Here is a 20577-nt window from a genome sequence, read left to right as displayed (position 1 = left end):
GTTTCAGACCGTCTTAAGCATCCCGCCATCGACGAAATAAGTCGATCCCACGCTATAGCTCGCACGCTCCGAGCATAGGAAAACGATAAAGCTCGCCAGCTCGGCGGGGGTAGCGAAACGGCGAATGGGCGCGTGTTCGTCTGCGACGTGTTGCAAATGCGCTTCCCAGTCGCCGCCCGAATCGCGCGTCAGTTCCTTGGCCGTCTTGATCCAGTCGGGTGTCAGCACAAGCCCCGGATTGATCGTGTTGACGCGGATATTGTCCTTGATCAACTCGTTCGCCAGATTCTTCGACAGCATCATCAACGCGGCTTTCGTCACGTTGTAGATGGGCTCGTAGCCGAGCGGCTGCGTCGCGCAGATCGACGCATTGTTCAGGATCGCGCCACCGCCACGCGCTTTCATCAACGGTACGAGACCGCGCGCGAGGCGCACGGCCGCCATCACATGAAGGTCCCAATAGGACTGCCACTTCTCGTCGGGCGCATCCATGATGGTCTCGTTGCTGCCCGTACCGGCGTTGTTGAAGAGGATATCGGCGCCGCCGAAATTCGTGCTCGCAGCAGCAACGATCTTGTCGACGCCTGCGGCGGTGGCGACGTCGCAAGCGACCGGCACCGCCGATACGCCGAACTCCCGCGCGATGCGCGCAGCAGCCTCCGTCAGCCGTTCTTCCTGCCGCGCCGCGAGCAGCAGGTTCGCGCCTTCCGCCGCGAAGGCCTCCGCTACAGCGAGCCCGATGCCTACGCTCGCGCCCGTCAATACGACAACCTTGCCGCGCAGATTCAGATCCATTTTTATCGTCTCCTTTTTAGTTGCTTAAGTTCAAGTGTTCAACGCGCTTCGAATCGCGGCAAGCCACAATCCGACCGCGTGTGCGCCGGGATCGGCAAAACCCAGCGCACGATCGCCCACGTAACTGGAACGTCCGAGCCGCGGTGTCATCAATGCCGTTTGCGCTGCGCCTGATGTCGCTGCATCGACGGCTGCTTTCAATGCTTCGTCCGTATCGATACCACCTGATGTCGCGAGCGTGCTTTGCAGTGCGACGGCCGCCGGATACAGCGCATCGACCATGGTTCGATCGCCGGGATGTGCGCCACCCAGCGCCGTCACGCCATCGACAGCCGCAGTGAACGCCGCTGACCAATCCTTGGCAGCAGACTCGCCAGACTGTTCGATAACCGCTGCCGCGCGCAACAGCATAACCGCGTAGAGCGGCCCCGATGTGCCACCGACCACGCGCCGGATTGTGGCGGACATGGTCCGCAGCACGGCTCCCGGTGTGTTCTCCGAGGGATAGGTATCGATCTCGTGAAGGATGCTGCGGGCCGCCCGTGACAGGCTGATGCCGAGATCGCCGTCGCCCACGCGCTGATCCATGTCGGTCAGGACCGGTTCGGCTTCGAGAAGGCACGCGCATACCGCTTCGATAACCCGTCGCAACGACGAGTCACGCGAGAGTCGTGCGCCGCTAGCGATGACTGGCGCGACAGGCGCGGGCTTAACCGATGCCTGCGCGACGCGGCCGCTCAACGCGGGCCATGCTGTGGTCTGCGCAGCCGCGTCGAGCCATGCGAGCCGTTGATCGTCCACGCGCAATAACGTGAGGGAAATGCCGGCCATATCGAGCGCGCTGAGGAATGTACCCGACCATGCCCGCTCGACCTGGACCCGATATTCGCGAAGGGTGCGCAGCGCCGATCCCGCAACAATGCTCAGTTCGCTCGACGGCGTGCCGCCCAGGTTGTTCACGAGCAACGCGACGCGGTCATCGGGCTTCAATGCAAGATCGCCGATGATCTTCGCGAGCAGGCGCCCGACAATCTGCGCGGCCGGTTCAAGCGCTCCACGCTCCACGCCGGGCTCGCCATGAATGCCGAGACCCCATTCGATTTCATCGTCGGCGAGCTGGAAACCCGGCTTGCCAGCGGCCGGCACCGTGCATGGCGTAAGGGCCACGCCCATGGTGCCAAGCGATGCCGCCGTGTCGCGCGCAATCTGCGCGACTTCGCTGAGCGGCCGCCCCTCGGCCGCAGCGGCGCCCGCGACCTTGTGCACGAACACGGTCCCGGCGAGACCGCGCCGGCCGGCGTGTTCGCCGTGTGCGGAAAGAGCGACATCGTCGGCGACGATCACCATGTCCACCGCAATGCCCTCGGCCCGCGCGATCTCCGCGGCAAGGCCGAAATTGAACCGGTCGCCCGTGTAGTTCTTGACGATGAGAAGCACGCCTGCGGGACCGGCTACAGCCCGGATGGCATCGAGGACGGCATCGGTCGAGGGCGACGTGAAGACCTCGCCGGCGACCGCCGCGCTGAGCATGCCGGGACCCACGTAACCGCCGTGCGCGGGTTCGTGCCCCGAGCCGCCGCCGGAGATCAGGGCCACTTCGCCGCGTGCTGCCGCCGCCTCGGCATCGGCGCGCACGATGATCGTGCTGCCCTGCAGCAACGACAAGCCCGGGTTGAGCGCGGCGAGTCCGTCGAGCATGTCGGGCACGACTTCGGAGACGTCGTTGATGAGCTTTTTCATGTCAGCCATCCTTCTTTGAAGCCGCTGGCTCTTCGGTACGAGCCCTGTGCGGTTGGGAGACATGATAGATGGCCCGACTGCATCGCGCTTTTGCGTTCTTCAATCGCTCTTACATCGCGCTTGTCAGTCACGCATGTCAGTCGAGAAACTCGGCCGCGCGTTGCTGGAGCATGGCCCTGAAGTCATCGAGCCAGCCGATGGACAGCCGCCAGCTCTGCCAATACAGATCGACATCGATATGCGCGCCCGGCACCATTTCAACCAGCTCGCCCGACGCGAGCGCCGGCCCGATCATCTGCGTGGGACACATGCCCCACGCCATTCCAGACAGGCACGCCCGCAGATAGCCCGCAACGTGTGGAATCAGATGGCGCGGCGGATCGAGATCCGCCCGCGTGATCCGCCGCATGAAGCGCTTTTGCATCTGATCCTTCGGACTGAAGTCGACGCGCGGCGCGTGACGCAGCGCATCCCGCGTGACCCCTGCGCTGAAGTGCCGGTCAAAGTACGCCGGCGAGCAAACCGGCAGGTAACGCATGCGCCCCAGCTTGGTCGAACGGCATCCCTGCACCGGCTCGGCTTGCGTGGTGACCGCCCCTTGCACGCTGCCGTCGCGGAGTTGTTGCGCCGTGTATTCCTGATCTTCGATAACCAGATCCAGCAGCATTTCCCGTTCGGCGCAGAAGCCGGAGATGGCATCGATGAACCAGGTGCCCACGCTGTCGTCGTTGACCGCCATGCGAAATGTCGGCCACTTTCCGGCGATCATGCCCGGCAAGGTTGGCATCTGCCCGCCGAGTTCTGTTTCGAGCCGCTGCACGCGTTCTATATGACGGCAGAGCAGCGCGCCCGGAGGCGTGGCAATACACGGCTGGCCGCGCTTCACCAGCACGCTTCCGACTCTTTCCTCCAGCAGCTTCACCCGCTGTGAAACGGCCGATGGCGTCACGTTCAGTTCCCGCGCGGCGCGATCGAACGAGCCGAGGCGCACGACCGCTCCGAGTGCATCGAGCAAGGCGTAATCCAACATTAGGAAAATTTAACTCGCATTAGGAAAGTTAGCTTCTTTTAAGCATCGACGAAAGGCAGACTACGCCTGTTGGTAGTGCCCGTCCACTGGCCTTTTTTGCCGGACCGGGCGCTGGCTGTCGCACGTGCGCGCCTCGCTACCCGCTGCAAAGACAGAATCCTCTCCCGGAAAAAGCCATGACTCCATCGCCGTTTCAACTCGAGCGTTATTTCGCTGTTCACGAATTCACCGCCCGCTATCTGCTGTGCAGCTCCGATCCGGAATCCATGTCGATCGCGGACTTGCTTGCACTCGAACCCGGTTCTGTGGAAGGTCTTGGCAGCCTGCGTCTGGGCTACACCGAATATCCCGGTGCGCCTGAACTTCGGCGAGAACTTGCAACGTTGTACGAATCAATCCATATCGATAACCTGATCGTGCACACGGGCGCTCAGGAAGCGATTTTCTCGTTCGTCCATTCGATGCTCAAGGCGGGCGACCATATGATCGTCCACATGCCTGGTTATCAGTCGCACTACTCGATCGCTGAAGCGGCGGGTGTTTCAGTGTCGCCGTGGCTTGCACGCGAATCGGAGAATTGGGCCCTGGATCCGGATGAGTTGGAGAAGCTCGTCAGGCCGGAAACGAAAGCGTTGCTGATCTGCGCTCCGCATAATCCGACCGGTTATCTGCCTGAGCGCGAGCGGTTTGAAGCTGTTGTTGAGTTCTGCCGGCGACGTGGTCTCTGGCTATTCAGCGACGAGGTCTATCGAGGGCTGGAGCATGATCCCGCAGCTCGTTTGCCGGCGGCCTGCGATCTCTATGAGAAAGCGATATCGCTTGGGGCTTTATCGAAGTCGCATGGTTTGGCGGGGCTGCGCGTTGGCTGGGTCGCCACCCGGGATCGCGATGTGCTCGCGGCCATGAGCGCGTTCAAGGACTACCTGACCATCTGCAATAGCGCGCCCAGCGAGTATCTCGCGGCCATTGCGGTGCGTAACACGGGCGCGTTGATCGAACGCAATACGTCGATTGTCAGGAATAACCTGGCCATCCTCGATCCGTTCTTCGAACGTCATCAAGAGATCCTGGAGTGGCGTCGGCCGTCAGCAGGGACGGTCGCGTTCCCTAGACTGAGGCGCGGGGGAGCCGAGCGCTTCTGTGCTGAAGTCCTCGAATATGCAGGCGTACTTCTGCTTCCCAGCACGCTGCTCGATCATGGCGACGAGCATTTCCGTATTGGCCTCGGACGGAGAAACTTGCCGGAGGTCCTGAAAATATTCGAGAACTATTTGCGTGAGCGCGGTACGAAGTAGGACCGCCGGGGAGGCGCTGACCGACTTAGGTTTGTGGACTTCTCCCCTTCCGGGGCTAGTGCCGATGCGCACTGGCGCTTTACGTTTGCCGATTCACTCGTACACTAAGGTGCTATATCGCTAAGACTCACGGACGTGCAAATCACGGAGTGCAAAATATGAAGTGGCTACTTGTATCGCTTGCAGCGTTGGTTGGATACAGCGCACATGCTCAGAACGCTGAACCGAAGCAGGCCTCGAGTGCCTACTCGTCACCGCGGTTCACTCGCGATACCACCGAGGACATCAACGTCCAAATGGAAACGGATCATGAAACAGGCTGCCGTTATCTGATTGCAGAAGGCCAGGGCATCACGCCGCTTCTGAAGAGTAACGGCACGCCCGACTGCAACGCGCCGAAACTCGGGCAGCAATAGCCAACGCGCAGCGTTGCGAGGTCTTGATCGACCGCGCGGCCGGGAAATGGAAAATGGCAAATGAGCCCGAGCGAGGCAAGTCGCCAAGCGCGGACGCCGCACCGAAAAGCGGGATACGCCGTCGTTGAAGTCACGTTGAAGTCATTGAGGGACACGTGTTGCCAGATGATTTGCGCTTCCGGCTCGATGACAAAGCCCCGCCCAGCGTGATGGGGAAGGCGGCCTTCGACGGAGCCCGCCACCGCCGTGCCGTGCGTTCCCGCGCCGGTTGCCTGATTCGATAACGGCCACCGTGATCGACGATCCCATCAGCACCGCATCCACGTACCAGCCCGACTAGCTGACATGCGTCGAGTATCCGCCGAGGCTATAGGCGTTCACCGCCAGATGGCCGCCATCGACATTGGAAAACCCCAGCAAAGCCGTCGACACCGCCGGCTGCCCGGGTGAAGCAGACGAACAAACCATAGTGGTTCCGATGACCCGACGCCCTCACGTCCGAGTAAAGGTCATGGCCTACTTGCGCGCCGAAAATCGAGCCGTCGAACTCGGGGTTCGCCGCGCCGTCCAGGCGGCTTACCGAATGTCCGCCTCATACGCGTCCCCACACGGCCGGCAGCGCGCCGGTCTCGGTGGGTAATGACCCGTCACCTTGACAGTCGTGGAGGGTATCGATTTGCTGAATGCTGATTTTCCTGGGAATCAGCGGAATGGCGGCGTACAGCGTCACTTCCGGACGATACAAGGGATCGGGCGCGGAACCGGGTGGGGGCGGGGTAGACAAGGGCGGAGTGCCCGCGGCAGCAATCGGGCCGCTGGTCGGTCGACAGTGTGCCGGGCGGCGTGCCAACGGGCGAGCCGGATGAGGCGACCTTGGGGGGCGGGCCACGGTCCAGCAGGTGTACCCGTGGGATCGACCTGATGGAGCGCTGGGTTGCGTCGGCGCAACGGGGGTTGCCGCGCCACGGAATTGCGCAAATACCCGCGCTCGCTGGTCCGGGCCGTCACGCCGCCCTTCGCCCGGTAGTATGAATACGCGCCCACCTGGATGGATGCGGGGAGCGAAATCGCGCCGAGGGCAGAAATGGCGCCATTGGCGGCTTGAATCACCTGTATGCCATCGGCGACCGGTCGCAGCACCCGTACCGCCAATGCTCGTGATCAGCAGCGTTCTGGAGCCGCTGGCATTGCGGCCATGCTTCCCACCAAGGTTTACCCCGACAGCTACCGAAACGGATCGCAACCGAGCGCCGCGCTTGAATGCGATATATCACCGACTGCGAGTGTCCCGGCGCCAATTTTCACGCCGTCGAAGTAATTACTACCGCTGACAGCCCCGGGCGAACGCGCCCGCGCCATCTTCCAGGGCCACGGGCAACCGGAAGAACGCCGGCACCGGTACATACGACACTTCTTCCAATCCGCGGTCCAGTCGAACTGCATGCTGCATTAGCGGTTCCTGACAGCGCCTCCGACACAAAACCGCCTCTGCAAACGCCGATACCCGGCATTTTTTTCGTTGACTGGCGCTCTCAGGACCTTCGATGACCGCTAAAAATAGATTTTTTCCTTTGTCTTATCAAATGTTTTATTTATTATCTGACCTTCCGGATTGTGGGCGCCAAGCATCTCCGGACTGCGCACGTGACGGTTTTTGGAGCTTTGTTTTGGAAACATCGGGCAGAATCCAATTGCAGACTGACATTTTCGCGTGGTAAAAGGAGTCTGCAACGCTTGGCCGATTGACGGCCGGTGGCGCTACCAAACGGAATTACGTCTCTTCTAGGAAAATCAGCAAATGGCAACAGGTATTGTGAAGTGGTTTAATGATGCGAAGGGTTTTGGCTTCATCACGCCGGACGGCGGTGGCGATGACCTCTTTGCGCATTTCTCTGAGATCCGCTCGGAAGGCTTCAAGACACTGCAGGAAAACCAGAAAGTAAGCTACGAAGCGAAGCAAGGCCCGAAGGGTCTGCAAGCGTCGAACATCCAGCCGCTGTAATTCGTTACAGCCCGGCTTGATTGCATGAACCGAATGGCCCGCTTAGGCGGGCCATTCGTTTTTGCACGGTACGAGGACAAGCCGCAGACGCCATGAGCGCCCGTTGTCCGGGGATCGCGTCGCAGCAGGTCCCATCCCACCCCATCAGCCCCGTATCAGGGTGCGTCGATAGCCAGGGGTGCCGGGGCAACCGCCGTGACCTTCTCGGGAAAGAGCCGCGGATATAGGGCGCCCGCAATGCATGCGCCAATGATGGGCGCGACCCAGAAAAGCCAGAGTTGTCCCAGCGCAGCGCCACCGGCGAACAGCGCGGGTCCGGTCGAGCGTGCGGGATTGACCGAGGTATTCGTTACGGGAATGGATATCAGGTGAATCAGTGTCAGGCAAAGCCCGATGGCCAGCGGCGCGAAACCGGAGATGGCGCGTCCGTCGGTGGTACCGAGAATGACCATCAGGAAGAAAAACGTCATCACGATTTCGCAGATCAGGGCGGCTGTCATCGAATAACCGCCGGGTGAACGCGCGCCGTATCCATTCGATGCAAATCCGCTGGCAGCCGCGTCGAATCCGGGCACGCCGGACGCAATCAGATACAGCACGAATGCCCCGATGGTCGCGCCAACAACTTGCGCAACAATATAAGGCGCCAGGTCGCGGGCAGGAAAGCGGCCTGCAACGGTGAGGCCCACGCTGACGGCCGGATTCAAATGGCAACCCGATATATGTCCAAGTGCGTAGGCCATGGTCAGGACGGTCAATCCGAACGCGAGCGCGACGCCTGCAAATCCAATTCCGGTACCGGGAAATTTGGCCGCGAGAACTGCGCTGCCACAACCGCCAAGTACTAGCCAAAACGTGCCAAACATTTCCGCAGCAAGACGTTGTTGTAATCGCATGATGTGCCATCCAAGATTGGTAACGGTTTCAATACGAAGTGGTTAGACCGCGCTAACTGATAATTGCGCTTTACGAAAAGCTCCGCTTTTTTATAGTCGATCCTGTTTGCGTTTCTGCTTCGAGTTATGTGTCTGGCCGTCCCTTGCCGCAAGACTTTCCCGCGCGCTGGGCACGCATGTGCAGCGGTAGATGCAGACGGCTTGCCTGTGGAAACGCGTGGTGCAGTGCATCTACAACAACGCTTTTTGCGTGATTCAATCGCACTTCAATCGCGCGGGTGAGGTCGTTCGGACACGAATTCAGTGTAGGACAAAGTTTTTAAAAATCGATGTCATCACAGTTACGGAATGGGTTTGAGTATCAGCAGCCCGGCGCGCCGATCTTTTGTCGTCTGCGTGCCGTCCCGCAGTCGTGGACCCGACCCTTCAGCGTTGCGCCACGCGTGAATTTTCAGCGGCCCAAGCGCCCAGGGATCTTGGCGTATCACGCTTCCTATTGTTTAAGCAGTTGCCATTTGCCATTCGGGCTGGCGTCCTTGCAGGCAGTCGGCGCCCAGGTTTGCGTCTGGCCTTTCGCCTTGGCGACGATGGCAACCGTCCGGCAACTCCGGTCGCCGTCCTTTCGCGTATTGAGCGGCGTGATGGTGCCCTCCACGTGAACCGGATTTCCAGTGCCGTTGTTGTTCCAGTCAAGCGCTTCACCGTCCTGCTTCGAGTCCAGGGCCGTTCGCGCGGCGCGGTTGAGTTGCTGCAGATCGCGCTGTTTCATATAACTGATCGGCGTGTCCATCAGGAAGCCGAGGTTGGCCGCGTAGGAGCCTGCGGCATAGCCCAGGAATACGCTGTAAACCGCTAACCGAAGCCAGCCGATACGGCCGTAAGACGATGATCGGATGTGCATAAAGCTTCCTTAAAGTACGGGCTGCCGCCGGGCTTCCCGGGGCGTTCAAACATGGAAGTCCGCGGCCATGTCATCGTCTGTCCGGGCGACTATCCGGCCGGTTCGAACGGCGTGTGTGAACAGGTCGAAATCGCGTTCAACTTGATCCGCATAGTTCTTTGAATAGGCGACCAGCGCTTCGGTGAATTGAGTGCCCTGGCCCAGATAAGCGCTGATCTCGATAGCCTTGCCGCTCGCTTTTGCATGAGCACGCGCGAGTATCCAGCCGCACAACCGGGCGTAACCTTCCAGCACGTCGATATCGAATAATTCGATGTTCGCCGACAGCTTCATGTCCCGCAGTTGCCGGAAATAGAAATGGCGTCCCGATGGTCCGGTCGCCCAGCCAAGGAAGATGTCGCTGGCGGCCTGCATTACCCGCTGGCCGCGCACCACACGCTCGCCAGCATGGTCGAGCCGTTCGGCATCGAAATGCTGTTCGATCACGGAGGGCCGTGCCTCCTTGATCTGCAGGAACATCGGCTTTCCGAGTTCATCCATCATCAACAGAACCAGGCAGCGAGTCCCGACGCTGCCAACGCCCACTACCTTGAACGCCAGGTCCTGCGCAGTGAAATGTTTAAGAAGCGCGCGGCGGTCGTGGCTAAGCGTTTTCACATACTGCGCAAACATGCCCTTGATCAACGCCTGCCAGTTCCCCAGCTTGATCCAGTCATCATCGGCTTCGAACAGCGTGTTGGCGCCGTGTACGTGGAACATGCCCGGTGGCATGTCGCGAAGAGTCCAGGCGTCGGTCTCGTCATTAAATTCCGCCACCTTCTCAAGCATGCTGTCATGTGTGCGGCTAGCGGCCTTTTCCATGCCTTTACGCAACGCGCGCCTGCGCTCCGGCGTCACGGCGGTTTCGAGCATCCGGTCGAAAGTGATGCGCTCGTACCAAAGCTCCAGAGCGCTGTATCGTGCGTATTCCTGCATGCGCGTCTGATACTGCGTCACCAGGGATTCGATCAGACTCTCGCCTGTCAGGCGGCTTAAGCGCATGTGCCGTGCGGCCACCATGAAGCTTGCGGCCAGCCGTTTGATATCCCATTCCCAGGGCCCAAGCGCGACTTCATCGAAATCGTTCAGGTCGAACACGAGCTGGCGTTCCGGCGTCGCGAATCCGCCAAAGTTCATCAGATGCGCATCGCCGCAGATGGGCATCACCAGGCCCGTATTCGATATCTTGCCAAGGTCGTTAGCCTGCAGGATCGCGCTGCCCCTGAAGAACGTAAAAGGCGACGCCATCATCCGGCCGTATCTGAGCGGGACCAGCCGTTCCACGCGTCCCTTGCTGTTTTGCTCAAGCAGCTCGATCGGGTCGCGGTCGATCGTTCCAATCCGGGCGTGTGCGGAACGGGCCATGTGCTCGCGGTACGCTTTGCCCGCGGCCATACGCGACGCTGTCTTGTTTTCAGCGGCCATCTATCTACTCTCCCCTATGTCGCTCACGTCACGCATCGGACACACACGGCCTTGCACGAGCGGCCGGTCCGCGTCACGACTGCTTTTCCGGCCAACCGCTTACTTTATTGGAGCGCCGTTGCGTGTCACCAGCACGGCAGTCGCTTCAATAAATTCGGCGTGTACGCTGTCGCCGGTCTTTATTCCCTTTAGCGAAACGTCGGGGCCAGCCTGCAGCGTTTCTGTTTTATTCGGGCCGCGAATCGTAATGGTTCGTTTTGCATGATCGACCTTCTGAACCGTTGCCAGCACTTGCACCCGACGTGCGGTCGCAGTCGATCCGCCGGACGCGGGGATGGTCGCGGTTTCGTCGACCCGCTCGCGAATACCGTTCGACGCGACCTTGGTGGCACGGATCAGCACGGCGTTTTCATACTTGATATGGACGATATCGCCGATCTGCAACTTGCTGACATCGCCCACTTCCGGATTCACGGCAATATCGACGACTCTCCCGCCTGACCCCTGCAACGAGACGCTATTCGACGCGGTATCGATGCCCACTACACGCGCCTGAACTTCCGCGGTGGCGGCGGCGCCCACTCCGCTCGGACCAGCGGCCGAGGCTGCATTCTGCGAAAACGCCGGCGCGGCAAGCAGGGCGGAAACAACCATTGCTGCCTTGAGGATGTTGATGCTGAAAATCTGCGACGTGTATTGGCGAGTCTTGTGAGTCATTAGGGAATCCTCTCGTTCGTTGCGATGTTGATGGATGCGGATGACCGGCGAAACGCCGGGTGATGAAGCCTGGGGTTACCTACGCGACTTGGACAGCAAGTGCCCCAGTCCAAGATTGGTCGCTATCTGCCAGATGTACACGCGGGAGTAACGGACGCCGTATCTCGACTCAATCAGTGCCCGTAGCCGCGCATTGGTCCACGCCTCACTGTCGAAGCCATGATCCCTGGCCGAGCCCTGAAGCGCCGCGGATATCCACTCAAGGGCTCGCTGATCCAGCACGGAAGAACGTCCGCCCACGCCCAACTGTTTCAACGCGTCCAGGCCACCGGCGTCAATCAGCGCCTTGTAGCGTTTCACCGTCGCCATGGACAGATGAAGCTGCTCGGCAACGTCATCCAGCGACGCTCCGTCGAGCAGCATCTGTCCCGCCGTCATTCGGCGTACGACGCTGGGAAGGTTCTCGGGCTGAGAAAGCATCTGTGCACTCGTCCTTGTGTCATCAGGAATGCACGGCAGTCCGTCGCCGCTCGTTTTTAACTCCGGCTCGCCAGGGCGGCCCGATCTCCATTTTGAAACGCTCTGACGTTCCGTTTCGATTTCCAAAAGAATATGAATATCCGCGAAAGATCCGTCAGGCGAATAACGCTTAATTCAGTTAATTGCACTGTTGCGCAAGCCGTCGGAATGGAAGCCCCGGAGGTTAAGTTCATTACCAATATCTGCTTTTTTTAGATTTGGGGCCGATTTTGTGCAAAATTTATTACTTGAAATTTACTTGATTATTGTCTAAGACGCGGAGCAGTCGACCTGGTATTCACGAACGTTTGCTAACGTTTTTTTGAAACATACTGGCTGATTGGATTGGGACTTTGTCAGTTACAAAATAATATTGGCAAACGCTAAAACGTTTGCTAGCATCCGTAACAAATGTAATTCCGCTAATGCACTGCGTAAAGCAGACCGCACAGGACAAACGTGCCCTGTTATGTCTTTGAGAGGACTAACGTATGGCTATTTCTCGTTCCACGCAGTTCGCTTAAATCATGTCGTCCTTCCGTGTGGGTATATCGCGGAAAACAGATTGATAGAAACATGGAAAACCTCTTCCCGGTGCGCCGGGAACGGTTCTGCTCGCGTGCCCCGAAAAACGTTATTCAATTAACGCTGAAGGGCTATCTGCATCTTGTGAAATTAACGTTGGGAAAATTCATGAGCAGCCATAGGCAACTATTCATCCGTAGATCGTTGCCGGGCTTCATTATGGCAGTCTGGGCAAATCTGGCGTTTGGGCAAAGCGCCGCGGATGAAGCTAATAAAAGCAATAATCCACTGAATCTGGCTGCTTCATTCAATATTCAAAATTACTATACACCCAGCGTATTTGGTGCGAGTTCCCATACTAATGATCTGTTGCTGCGCCCGACCATTCCAATCGGGCCCAACGGGCTGATAGGCGTGCCGCAGATATTCCGCGCAACCGTGCCTGTCAGTACCCGTCCCGATCCCAATGGCGGATACAACACCGGATTGGGCGATATCAATCTTTTCGATATCTTCCTGCTCTCTCAGGAGGGCGTCCAGATAGGCGTCGGACCACTGATCACCATGCCGAGCGCTACCGACCCAAGCCTGGGAACGGGCAAGTGGCAAGGCGGTCTTGCGGCAGTCGCGGTCAGTGCGACCAAGGAACGGTTGCTGGGCGCGCTGGTCCAGTGGCAACACTCGTTTGCCGGGCAGGATAGCCGCCCGGCCGTGCAGTCGCTGACGGCCCAGCCTTTCGGCATTTTTAACTTACCCGGTGGATGGTATGTGCGCTCGACCGGCACCTGGACGTTCGACCTGCAGCACGGAAGCTATTACATCCCGGTTGGCCTGGGCGGCGGCAAAGCGTGGAAAAGCGGCTCGACCATCTACAACGCATATATAGAGCCGCAATATTCGGTCGCTCATTCAGGGCAAGGTGTTCCGCAATTCACTATTTTCGCCGGGTTGAACATGACTTTCGGCAAATAACGGAGGACTTCCATGAAACGTGGATATCTCGTGAGATTCGGAATACTAATGACTTCGTTGACGCTGGCAGGTGTTTCATCCGCGAGCGCGCAGCAGGAGCCCACCGGCGCGACGCCCCAGGAAACGGAGGCTATCGCCAAGGACGCATTCATCTATGCGTACCCCATGCTGTTCAACTACAAGACCCTCTACCAGCAGACGCAGGACAGGAACTCGAAGGCGTATATCGGTGGATTCGGGAGCTTTCGCCACTATTCGCAACTGTATGGGCCGCAGAACAAGGAAATAGTCACGCCGAACAACGACACACCGTATTCGTGGGCCTGGCTGGATCTGCGCCGCGAACCCTGGGTGTTGTCGGTCCCGAAGGTTCCCGAAGACCGCTACTATGTGTTTCAGTGGATCGACCTGTACACCTACAACTTTGCTTACGTCGGCTCGCGCGCGACCGGTAACGGCGCTGGCCATTACTTGTTGGCAGGCCCTCGTTGGAACGGATCGACGCCACCGGGTATCGACAAGGTCTTCAAGTCGGAGACCGATCTCGTTCTGACGCTCGGCCGTACGGTGCTGAATGGACCCTCGGATGTCGGACACGTCGTTCGCATACAGGAGCAGTACGAGCTGACGCCGCTCTCCAGCTTCGAACACACCACGCCGCCACCCGACGTCGCGAGCGTGACCTTCCCCAAGTGGGACGAGGCCAGGGCGACATCGGTCGACTTTATCGGCTATTTGAATTTTCTATTGCAATTCGCGCAGCCGCCCAATCCGTCCGAGACAGAACTGATGCAGCGCTTCGCGAAGATAGGGATTGCGCCAGGCAAGCCGTTCGATATCAGCAAGCTTGATCCCGCAACCCGTGAAGCATTGGAACGCGGTGTGACCGATGGCAAGCAGGCATTGGCGGCCGCGGAAAAATCGACGACGGGTTCCTTCGGTCTCTTCGGTTCACGCGACGACCTGAAGGACGACTACACGACACGCGCAGTCGCGGCGGCAATGGGGATCTACGGCAATACGAAGGAAGAAGCGGTGTATGTCGGGTATCGCGTGGATGCGGACAACAAGCAACTCGTGGGCGCTCAGCCGTATGTCCTGCACTTCGACAAGAAAGACCTGCCGCCCGCCAAATTCTTCTGGTCGATGACGCTGTATGACCTTCCGGGGCGCCATCTTGTCGCGAATCCAATCAATCGCTATTCGATCGGCGACCGCACGAAACACCTGAAATATGGCGCGGATGGCTCGCTCGATCTTTATGTCCAGCATCAGTCGCCGGGCAAGGGGAAAGAGGCGAACTGGTTGCCGGCGCCGACGGGTGCCTACACCCTGATCATGCGCATCTACGGACCGAATGCCGAGGTGCTGAATGGAACGTGGCAGCTCGTGAAGCCGAAGAAGGCTGGGGAGGGCTGATATCCAACCATCCGGATTTGTTAGAATTCCATATTTGTTAGAATGTAAGTTTTGCTAATCGATATTGAGGTTGGTATGAAAGGCATTTTCCTGACCGCGGTGCTTGCCATGACGGCAAGCACCGCGTTTGCAGCCAAGCCCGCTGTGTATCCGGCGCATGGCCAAAGCGCCAGCAAGCAGTCGCAGGATGACGGCGCGTGCTACGCCTGGGCCAAGCAAAACACAGGCATCGATCCCGCGGTCGTTGCCGGCACTCCGCCGCCGCCCCCGGGACCCACCGGTGCGCGAGTGGGCGGCGCGGCTCGCGGTGCGGCGGCGGGCGCGCTCATCGGCGACGTGAACCACAACGACCCGGGACACGGCGCGGCCGTCGGTGCGACAGCTGGGGCGGTAGTCGGCGGAGTACGTAGCCGCCGGCAGCATGCCGCCCAGGCCCAGAACGCACAAGCCAACAAGCAAGCTGAGATGAACACGTACTGGCGTGCCTACGGCGCATGCATGCAGGGGCGCGGTTATACCGTCCAGTAATTGCCTGCGAAAACCACTTAGCGAAGGAATCAGTATGGACACGTACAACAAGTGGGCCGCTGTGCGTAAAAGCGTGCACCGGAAGCTGAAGGCGGTCGCGTTCGCCACTGCTGTGCTCGGCATTGCGACTGCCGCCCACGCGACTGAAAGTGGTCTGGGACGGCCATTAACCGGTATGCAGATAGCGCCGTACATGGGCATCGTGCCGCCCACGTCGGACTGGATATTTTCCGTCTCGACCATCTATTACGAGGGTTCGTTCGGAAAATCCAAAACAATTCCGATCGGCAACACAGTGTCCGCCGGCCTCAACTATCACATCTCTTACACCATCATCAATGCAGTGAAGACGTGGGGCATCACCGCTGGCGGGTGGAACTTCGCGTCGTCGTTCGGCGTGCCGTTTCAATACACGTCGATCTCCTCGTTCAACGGCCGGCTGCCTAACGACAGCGGCACGCAGTTCACCGACATCTTCTTCACGCCTGTGGTTGCCGGTTATCACCTGACGCAGACCGACCATATTGCCTTGAGCGTTCAGATGTATGCGCCCACGGGGGCTTATAACGTGAACCGCCTGGCGAATCCCGGGCTGAACACGTGGACGTTCATTCCGACTGTCGCGTACACGAAGCTCCTGCCCGAGCACAACGTCGAGCTGTCAGCGAACTACGGCGTTGAGTTCTATACAGCCAACAACGAAACGCACTATCACAACGCCCCGATCAGCGTGCTCGACCTGCTTGCGCTCAAGCGCTTCACGGGCGGATGGGGTGTTGGTGTGGTCGGCGGCTGGATTCAACAGCTTGGCGACGACACCGGCGGTCTCGCCGACCTGACCGGTGGCACCAGCGGCCATTCCGTCGGGATCGGCCCGATGGCAACCTGGTCGGGGAAGCTGAGCAGCACACCTGTGTCGGCATCGTTGCGATGGGTCAATGAATTTGCAGTGCGTAACCGCCCGAAGGGAAATGCGGTCGAACTTTCAATCAGCGCCACTTTTCAATAAGGGGACGACGTGCCACGACACTATCACCGACCAATACGCGGCGTGCTTATCGCGTTGGGCATCAGCGCGGTCAGCGCATTCGCGCAAACAAGCCCCGACCCGGCGAGCGCCGCAGCAGCCACAACCGCGGCTGTTGCGCAACCCGAGCGCCAGAAACAAGCTATCGATGCGTTGTCGTCCATGGGACGCTATCTGCGTTCACTGAGCCGCTTCGATGTGACCGCGACATCTGCTACCGATGCCGTTCTCGACAGCGGACAGACCGTTGCGTTTCTTCATGAAACGGATTTGAAGGTCGAGCGGCCGAATCGTCTCAGGGTGGATATCACCGGAAGTCGCAGTCCCAAGGGGCTGATCTACGACGGCAGGACATTCACCATCTTCAATACGGTGGAGGGCTACTACTCGAAGAACCCCGCGCCGGCCACGATCGACCTGCTGGTGCGCGAGTTATCGACGACTTACAACATTGATACCCCGCTTGCAGATTTGTTTTACTGGGGCAACGGCAAGGTCGATGACAACACATTGACGTCGGCGCTTTTCATCGGGCTGGAGCGCGTGGATACGCGCTGGTGCAATCACTACGCGTATCAGCAGGACGGCGCCGACTGGGAACTCTGGATCCAGAGCGGAACACGTCAGTTGCCGTGCCGCATGGAGATTGTCGATACAACCCAGGACGCACGTCCACGACACGTCGTGACCTATCACTGGAAACTCAATCCCGAGTTTCCTGCGTCGACCTTTACTTTCCGGCCTGCGGCGAATGCGAAAGCTATCGAGTTGAAGCCTGCTACGCGTACGCCGTATGAGGAGAGCGAATGATGTCACGCACCAAACAACTTGCGGTTGCCGGTATTGCCGGTGTCTTTCTTGCGACGTCATTGAGCGTTCACGCGTTCGGTTTCCGCGGCGGCGCGCGCACGAGTATTCACGCGCCGCCGGGAGGCGGTTTTCACGGCGGCGGAGGCGGTGGTGGTTTCCACCCCGGTGGTCCGGGCGGTGCCCCACAGGCAGGCGCGCATCCGGGCGGCGGCGTGGGCCATAGCAGTAACGGAGGCGGTGGCGGCAGTCACAGTGGCGGCAGCAGTAATGGCGGCGGTCACAGCGGCGGTAGCAACGGCGGCGGCGATCACAATGGAGGCGGCAACAGCGGAGGAGGTCACAACGGCGGTAGTAGCGGCGGTGGTAGCAGCGACCACCACGGCGACGACCACCACAGCGGCGGTGGCGACGACCACCACGATGATGGTCACCATGACGATGACCATCATCACGACGACGGCCATCACGATGATGACCACCACCACGATGATCACTATCACGATGACGGTTGGTATGGGAACCCGGTGGCAGTGGGCGTAGCGGTTGGCGTAACCACGGCAGTGGTGGTCGGCGCGACGGTTGCCGCGTTGCCGCCGAGCTGCTCGAGCATCGTGGTGAACGGCATCGCTTACGAACATTGCGGGCCGAACTGGTATCAGCCGCAATACGTTGGCGCTCAGGTGCAGTACATCGTTGTTACGGCGCCCAGATGACGTGCGTTGATGGCCCGGCCGGTTCGTTCAGTATCCGGCGCCGGTTGGGCTTGCCTCGCTCGCAAACACGCGGTTCGGCCGGATCGTCCCTGACACACCGTTGAATTTCACCACCGAAAAAACCGAGTTGAAACGAGACGGCGCGAGCGTGGACAGGAGACACGCTTAAATCTTTTACCTCAATCGCACTTGCCGGAGCGGAACGCAAATTTACGTTCTGGCCGGCAGTGCGTGGCGATGAATGTTGTTCAACCGGAGACTCGTATGGACCCGAATCCGCTGCCCCTTGTCATCCGAGCGCTCGAACGGGCCGCACTGCAAAGTACGGTATTACCGTACAAACGTTTCCATGTCCTGTTTGAGCGCACGGTTCCACTGACCCGGCGATACGAAGTGCTCGATGCTGCCCTGCGGGAACTCAATGATGGTTCCGATATTGACTACGGAGTGCTGCTTGCATGCGACAACGGCCTGCCCGGGCCGGATTTTTTCCGCCGCTATCAGAAGTATCGGTGGGACAAGTACGTCGCTGCGATGGGCGACCCGCGGTTCAAAAGCGCAACCTTGAAAGGCAAGCGCGAACTGGTTGCGGCAGAGCGCGCGAAAGTCCATTTGCATGCGCTGCGTGCGCGTCATCAGGAGCGTGACCGGGAATGCGCGTGACCGCGATTCCGCGGCATTGTCTTGCGCACTAACGACGCCGGGGACGGCCATGTTGCTGGGCGATGTTGCGCGTATCGAGATTGGACCCGGGATGCGGCGTGGCATTGCCGAAATGAATGGCGAAGGGGAGGTCGCTGGTAGCGTGATCGTGATGCGCTCCGGCAAGAATGCGCTCACGACCTCGCGGCCGTGAAAGCGAAACTCGATACGCTGAAGAAGTCGCCGCCGCCCGGCGTTTAAGTCGCCACCACCTACGATAGATCCAGTAATCTGCGAGACACGCTGATCGAGGAGTTTGTCATCGTCAGCCTGGTCTGTGCGCTGTTTTTATTCCATCTGCGAAGCGCTTTTGGCGCCATCCTGTCGTTGCCGCTGGGTGTGCTCGCAGCGTTTATTGTGATGTGCAATCAGGGCGTCAACGCAAACCCGATGTCGCTCGGCGGCATTGCGGTCGCGATCGGCGCGATGATCGACGCCGCTATCGTGATGGCTTGCCGGTGTGGCGGCGGAGTTCGGCGTGGTGATGTTGTTGTACCTGAAACGTTAGAATCGTAGTTAAATCCAGAGTCAGGAACACCCATGTCTGTACGCTACAACGCTGCATTCACGGCGCTTCTCGCGGCGGCGCTCTTTGGCGCGACGACCCCGCTTGCCAAGACCCTTCTTGGCACTATGTCGCCGTTCATGGTCGCGGGCTTGTTCTATTTAGGCAGCGGTGTCGGTCTGGCTGTCGCTATCGCTATCCAGCGTGTCAGGCGGTCCCCAAAGGAACGCGCTAACGAAAGCCGGATTCAGTTAAGTGAAGTTCCCTGGTTGCTCGGAGCAATTGCCGCTGGTGGTATCGCCGGTCCGGTGCTCCTGATGTTCGGCCTGAGCACCACTTCAGCCGCGACGAGTTCGCTACTGCTGAATCTTGAAGGCGTATTCACGGCGGTGATCGCGTGGGTCGTGTTTCGCGAGAATGTGGATGCGCAGATTTTTCTCGGCATGGTGGCAATAGTCGCCGGCGGCGTGGCGCTCTCGTGGCAGCCGGGCGCGGCCGGTGTATCCGCCGGCGCGCTGTTGGTCGGCGCCGCGTGTGTGTGCTGGGCGATCGATAACAACCTGACGCGCAAGGTATCGACGAATGACGCCATGGTCATTGCCTGCCTGAAGGGGCTGATCGCGGGATCGGTGAATCTTTGCATTGCCCTTGTGCTCGGCGCGCATCTTCCCGGTTGGGTCGCGACGGCGGCGGCCATGCTCATCGGCCTGGCTGGATACGGTGTCAGCCTGGTCTTGTTTGTTGTCGCGTTGCGCAATCTCGGCACCGCACGCACTGGCGCATACTTTTCAGTCGCGCCGATATTCGGCGTGACGCTTTCGCTGATCCTTTGGCCGGATCTGCCGGGCCCGCTGTTTTGGGTGGCCGCCGCGTTGATGGCGCTTGGCGTGTGGCTGCATATTCGTGAGCGCCACGAGCACGCGCATACGCACGTGTTGATGGACCATAATCACCGGCATCGCCACGACGAGCATCATCAGCATACGCACGATTTCAAGTGGGATGGAGAGGAGCCGCACACACACCCGCATCGACACGTGCCGATGACGCACGCCCATGGACATTTCCCGGATATTCATCATCGTCACGTTCATTGAGCGGCGGATTTCTTCAATTAGACATGCATTGCATCCAGCGTCCCGCCAGGCCCGTATATAAGCTTGACGCGACGCAATCCAGCACTCGCGGCTAATGGAGAAAAACCATGAACAAGGTAATGCGCAAAGCGATGTTGGCGGGTGTGTCGGTGGCGTTCTTGTGCGGTTCGACGGCAGCATTCGCGCAGGGTGGCGGCAACGGGAACGGCGGCTCGGGCGGTGGTAATGCGCACAGCGCAGCAACGGCTGGAATGACGCACTGGGGCGATCCGGTTGCCGTGCCTACAAGTTCCATGCCCGGCAATATGCAAAGCCCGGGGATGGAAAACAGCGCCAGCATGGGCGCGATGCCGTCGAATGGCGCCAAGGGCGTTGCAAAGAACGCCCAGTAGGGCAATGTCATGCTGGCGGGTGCCAGGCGCCGGGAATGGTCCTCTGACGTGGTGTCGCCGCTGTTAGCCACGCATTAGCGGCATCACGATTTTAGGACGCGCCTTTATTCGC

At 59.6% G+C, this 20577-nt stretch carries 23 protein-coding genes and 2 pseudogenes; 13 read left to right on the top strand and 12 right to left on the bottom strand.

The genetic code is table 11. From position 1 onward, the window contains the following. Window positions 1-3: 3 nt before the first annotated feature. The 3 genes from ACSQ8V_RS17415 to ACSQ8V_RS17405 all read right to left on the bottom strand — a co-directional run bounded on the left by ACSQ8V_RS17415 (window position 4) and on the right by ACSQ8V_RS17405 (window position 3565). The gene (locus tag ACSQ8V_RS17415) at window positions 4-795 is read right to left on the bottom strand and encodes an SDR family NAD(P)-dependent oxidoreductase (protein WP_436206445.1); all 792 of its coding nucleotides are present in this window, start codon (window positions 793-795) and stop codon (window positions 4-6) included. Between the two features lie 30 nt (window positions 796-825). Then, the gene (dhaK, locus tag ACSQ8V_RS17410; RefSeq protein ID WP_436206444.1) at window positions 826-2535 is read right to left on the bottom strand and encodes a dihydroxyacetone kinase subunit DhaK; all 1710 of its coding nucleotides are present in this window, start codon (window positions 2533-2535) and stop codon (window positions 826-828) included. A gap of 136 nt (window positions 2536-2671) precedes the next feature. Beyond that, entirely contained in the window at window positions 2672-3565 is an 894-nt protein-coding gene (locus ACSQ8V_RS17405; RefSeq protein WP_213768223.1) for a LysR family transcriptional regulator ArgP, read from the bottom strand. A 176-nt stretch (window positions 3566-3741) separates the two neighbouring features. Between ACSQ8V_RS17405 and ACSQ8V_RS17400 the strand changes: the two genes are divergently transcribed. Together ACSQ8V_RS17400 and ACSQ8V_RS17395 are read left to right on the top strand one after the other, a co-directional pair. Beyond that, the gene (locus ACSQ8V_RS17400) at window positions 3742-4860 is read left to right on the top strand and encodes an aminotransferase class I/II-fold pyridoxal phosphate-dependent enzyme (RefSeq protein ID WP_436206443.1); all 1119 of its coding nucleotides are present in this window, start codon (window positions 3742-3744) and stop codon (window positions 4858-4860) included. Window positions 4861-5018: 158 nt separating this feature from the next. Further along, window positions 5019-5276 carry a DUF6440 family protein gene (locus ACSQ8V_RS17395; RefSeq protein WP_213768225.1) on the top strand — a complete coding sequence of 86 codons (258 nt, stop codon included), beginning with the start codon at window positions 5019-5021 and terminating at the stop codon, window positions 5274-5276. Here ACSQ8V_RS17395 and ACSQ8V_RS17390 read toward each other — a convergent pair. The 3 genes and pseudogenes from ACSQ8V_RS17390 to ACSQ8V_RS17380 all read right to left on the bottom strand — a co-directional run. Continuing rightward, window positions 5186-5566 (bottom strand): annotated as a pseudogene (locus ACSQ8V_RS17390) (autotransporter domain-containing protein); the annotation flags it as partial. The gene ACSQ8V_RS17395 and the pseudogene ACSQ8V_RS17390 overlap by 91 nt on opposite strands. A gap of 302 nt (window positions 5567-5868) precedes the next feature. Next, entirely contained in the window at window positions 5869-6060 is a 192-nt protein-coding gene (locus ACSQ8V_RS17385; protein WP_436206442.1) for a hypothetical protein, read from the bottom strand. 537 nt (window positions 6061-6597) lie between these two features. Beyond that, on the bottom strand, window positions 6598-6726 hold the full coding sequence (locus tag ACSQ8V_RS17380) for a hypothetical protein (RefSeq protein ID WP_436206441.1): 129 nt from the start codon (window positions 6724-6726) through the stop codon (window positions 6598-6600). 348 nt (window positions 6727-7074) lie between these two features. Here ACSQ8V_RS17380 and ACSQ8V_RS17375 point away from each other — a divergent pair, with 348 nt between their 5' ends. Next, complete coding sequence (locus ACSQ8V_RS17375; protein WP_031362205.1) at window positions 7075-7278, top strand: cold-shock protein; 204 nt, start codon at window positions 7075-7077, stop codon at window positions 7276-7278. A 155-nt stretch (window positions 7279-7433) separates the two neighbouring features. On the opposite strand, the gene aqpZ is transcribed toward ACSQ8V_RS17375, so the two are convergent. From aqpZ to ACSQ8V_RS17350, 5 genes are all read right to left on the bottom strand, one after another. Further along, window positions 7434-8174, bottom strand: coding sequence for an aquaporin Z (gene aqpZ / locus ACSQ8V_RS17370; RefSeq protein ID WP_436182922.1), 741 nt, complete (start codon window positions 8172-8174; stop codon window positions 7434-7436). A 493-nt stretch (window positions 8175-8667) separates the two neighbouring features. Then, entirely contained in the window at window positions 8668-9075 is a 408-nt protein-coding gene (locus ACSQ8V_RS17365; protein ID WP_436206440.1) for an RT0821/Lpp0805 family surface protein, read from the bottom strand. Between the two features lie 45 nt (window positions 9076-9120). Beyond that, window positions 9121-10539, bottom strand: a complete 1419-nt coding sequence (locus ACSQ8V_RS17360; RefSeq protein WP_436182920.1) for a DUF2252 domain-containing protein — start codon at window positions 10537-10539, stop codon at window positions 9121-9123. Between the two features lie 99 nt (window positions 10540-10638). Further along, window positions 10639-11256: a hypothetical protein gene (locus ACSQ8V_RS17355; protein ID WP_436206439.1), complete on the bottom strand. Its 618-nt coding sequence runs from the start codon at window positions 11254-11256 to the stop codon at window positions 10639-10641. Between the two features lie 75 nt (window positions 11257-11331). Next, window positions 11332-11736: a helix-turn-helix domain-containing protein gene (locus ACSQ8V_RS17350; protein ID WP_213768231.1), complete on the bottom strand. Its 405-nt coding sequence runs from the start codon at window positions 11734-11736 to the stop codon at window positions 11332-11334. A 615-nt stretch (window positions 11737-12351) separates the two neighbouring features. On the opposite strand from ACSQ8V_RS17350, the gene ACSQ8V_RS17345 reads away from it, so the two are divergent. The 5 genes from ACSQ8V_RS17345 to ACSQ8V_RS17325 all read left to right on the top strand — a co-directional run bounded on the left by ACSQ8V_RS17345 (window position 12352) and on the right by ACSQ8V_RS17325 (window position 17056). Next, window positions 12352-13272 carry a hypothetical protein gene (locus tag ACSQ8V_RS17345; protein ID WP_436182918.1) on the top strand — a complete coding sequence of 307 codons (921 nt, stop codon included), beginning with the start codon at window positions 12352-12354 and terminating at the stop codon, window positions 13270-13272. Between the two features lie 48 nt (window positions 13273-13320). Continuing rightward, window positions 13321-14691 carry a DUF1254 domain-containing protein gene (locus ACSQ8V_RS17340; RefSeq protein ID WP_436206438.1) on the top strand — a complete coding sequence of 457 codons (1371 nt, stop codon included), beginning with the start codon at window positions 13321-13323 and terminating at the stop codon, window positions 14689-14691. A 75-nt stretch (window positions 14692-14766) separates the two neighbouring features. Further along, window positions 14767-15219 carry a glycine zipper domain-containing protein gene (locus tag ACSQ8V_RS17335; RefSeq protein ID WP_213768232.1) on the top strand — a complete coding sequence of 151 codons (453 nt, stop codon included), beginning with the start codon at window positions 14767-14769 and terminating at the stop codon, window positions 15217-15219. Between the two features lie 34 nt (window positions 15220-15253). Further along, the gene (locus ACSQ8V_RS17330) at window positions 15254-16228 is read left to right on the top strand and encodes a SphA family protein (RefSeq protein WP_436206437.1); all 975 of its coding nucleotides are present in this window, start codon (window positions 15254-15256) and stop codon (window positions 16226-16228) included. A gap of 9 nt (window positions 16229-16237) precedes the next feature. After that, window positions 16238-17056, top strand: a complete 819-nt coding sequence (locus ACSQ8V_RS17325) for a DUF2092 domain-containing protein (protein ID WP_436206436.1) — start codon at window positions 16238-16240, stop codon at window positions 17054-17056. Between the two features lie 56 nt (window positions 17057-17112). On the opposite strand, the gene ACSQ8V_RS17320 is transcribed toward ACSQ8V_RS17325, so the two are convergent. Then, a complete protein-coding gene (locus ACSQ8V_RS17320) occupies window positions 17113-17556 on the bottom strand; it encodes a hypothetical protein (RefSeq protein ID WP_436206435.1) in 444 nt (147 codons plus the stop codon). Between the two features lie 24 nt (window positions 17557-17580). On the opposite strand from ACSQ8V_RS17320, the gene ACSQ8V_RS17315 reads away from it, so the two are divergent. From ACSQ8V_RS17315 to ACSQ8V_RS17295, 5 genes and pseudogenes are all read left to right on the top strand, one after another. Further along, window positions 17581-17769 carry a hypothetical protein gene (locus ACSQ8V_RS17315; RefSeq protein ID WP_213768236.1) on the top strand — a complete coding sequence of 63 codons (189 nt, stop codon included), beginning with the start codon at window positions 17581-17583 and terminating at the stop codon, window positions 17767-17769. Between the two features lie 264 nt (window positions 17770-18033). Further along, a complete protein-coding gene (locus ACSQ8V_RS17310; protein WP_436206434.1) occupies window positions 18034-18432 on the top strand; it encodes a hypothetical protein in 399 nt (132 codons plus the stop codon). Window positions 18433-18438: 6 nt separating this feature from the next. Further along, window positions 18439-18921, top strand: a pseudogene (locus ACSQ8V_RS17305) (efflux RND transporter permease subunit); the annotation flags it as partial. Between the two features lie 90 nt (window positions 18922-19011). Further along, on the top strand, window positions 19012-20073 hold the full coding sequence (locus tag ACSQ8V_RS17300; protein WP_436206433.1) for an EamA family transporter: 1062 nt from the start codon (window positions 19012-19014) through the stop codon (window positions 20071-20073). Between the two features lie 107 nt (window positions 20074-20180). Beyond that, window positions 20181-20465 carry a hypothetical protein gene (locus tag ACSQ8V_RS17295; protein WP_436206432.1) on the top strand — a complete coding sequence of 95 codons (285 nt, stop codon included), beginning with the start codon at window positions 20181-20183 and terminating at the stop codon, window positions 20463-20465. Window positions 20466-20577: the final 112 nt, after the last annotated feature.

Origin of the sequence: Caballeronia sp. LjRoot31 (genome assembly GCF_964253885.1) — a bacterium.
Classification (GTDB): domain Bacteria; phylum Pseudomonadota; class Gammaproteobacteria; order Burkholderiales; family Burkholderiaceae; genus Caballeronia.
Note: the sequence above shows the minus strand (reverse complement) of the source record. Positions and strands in the feature narration are given on the sequence as shown.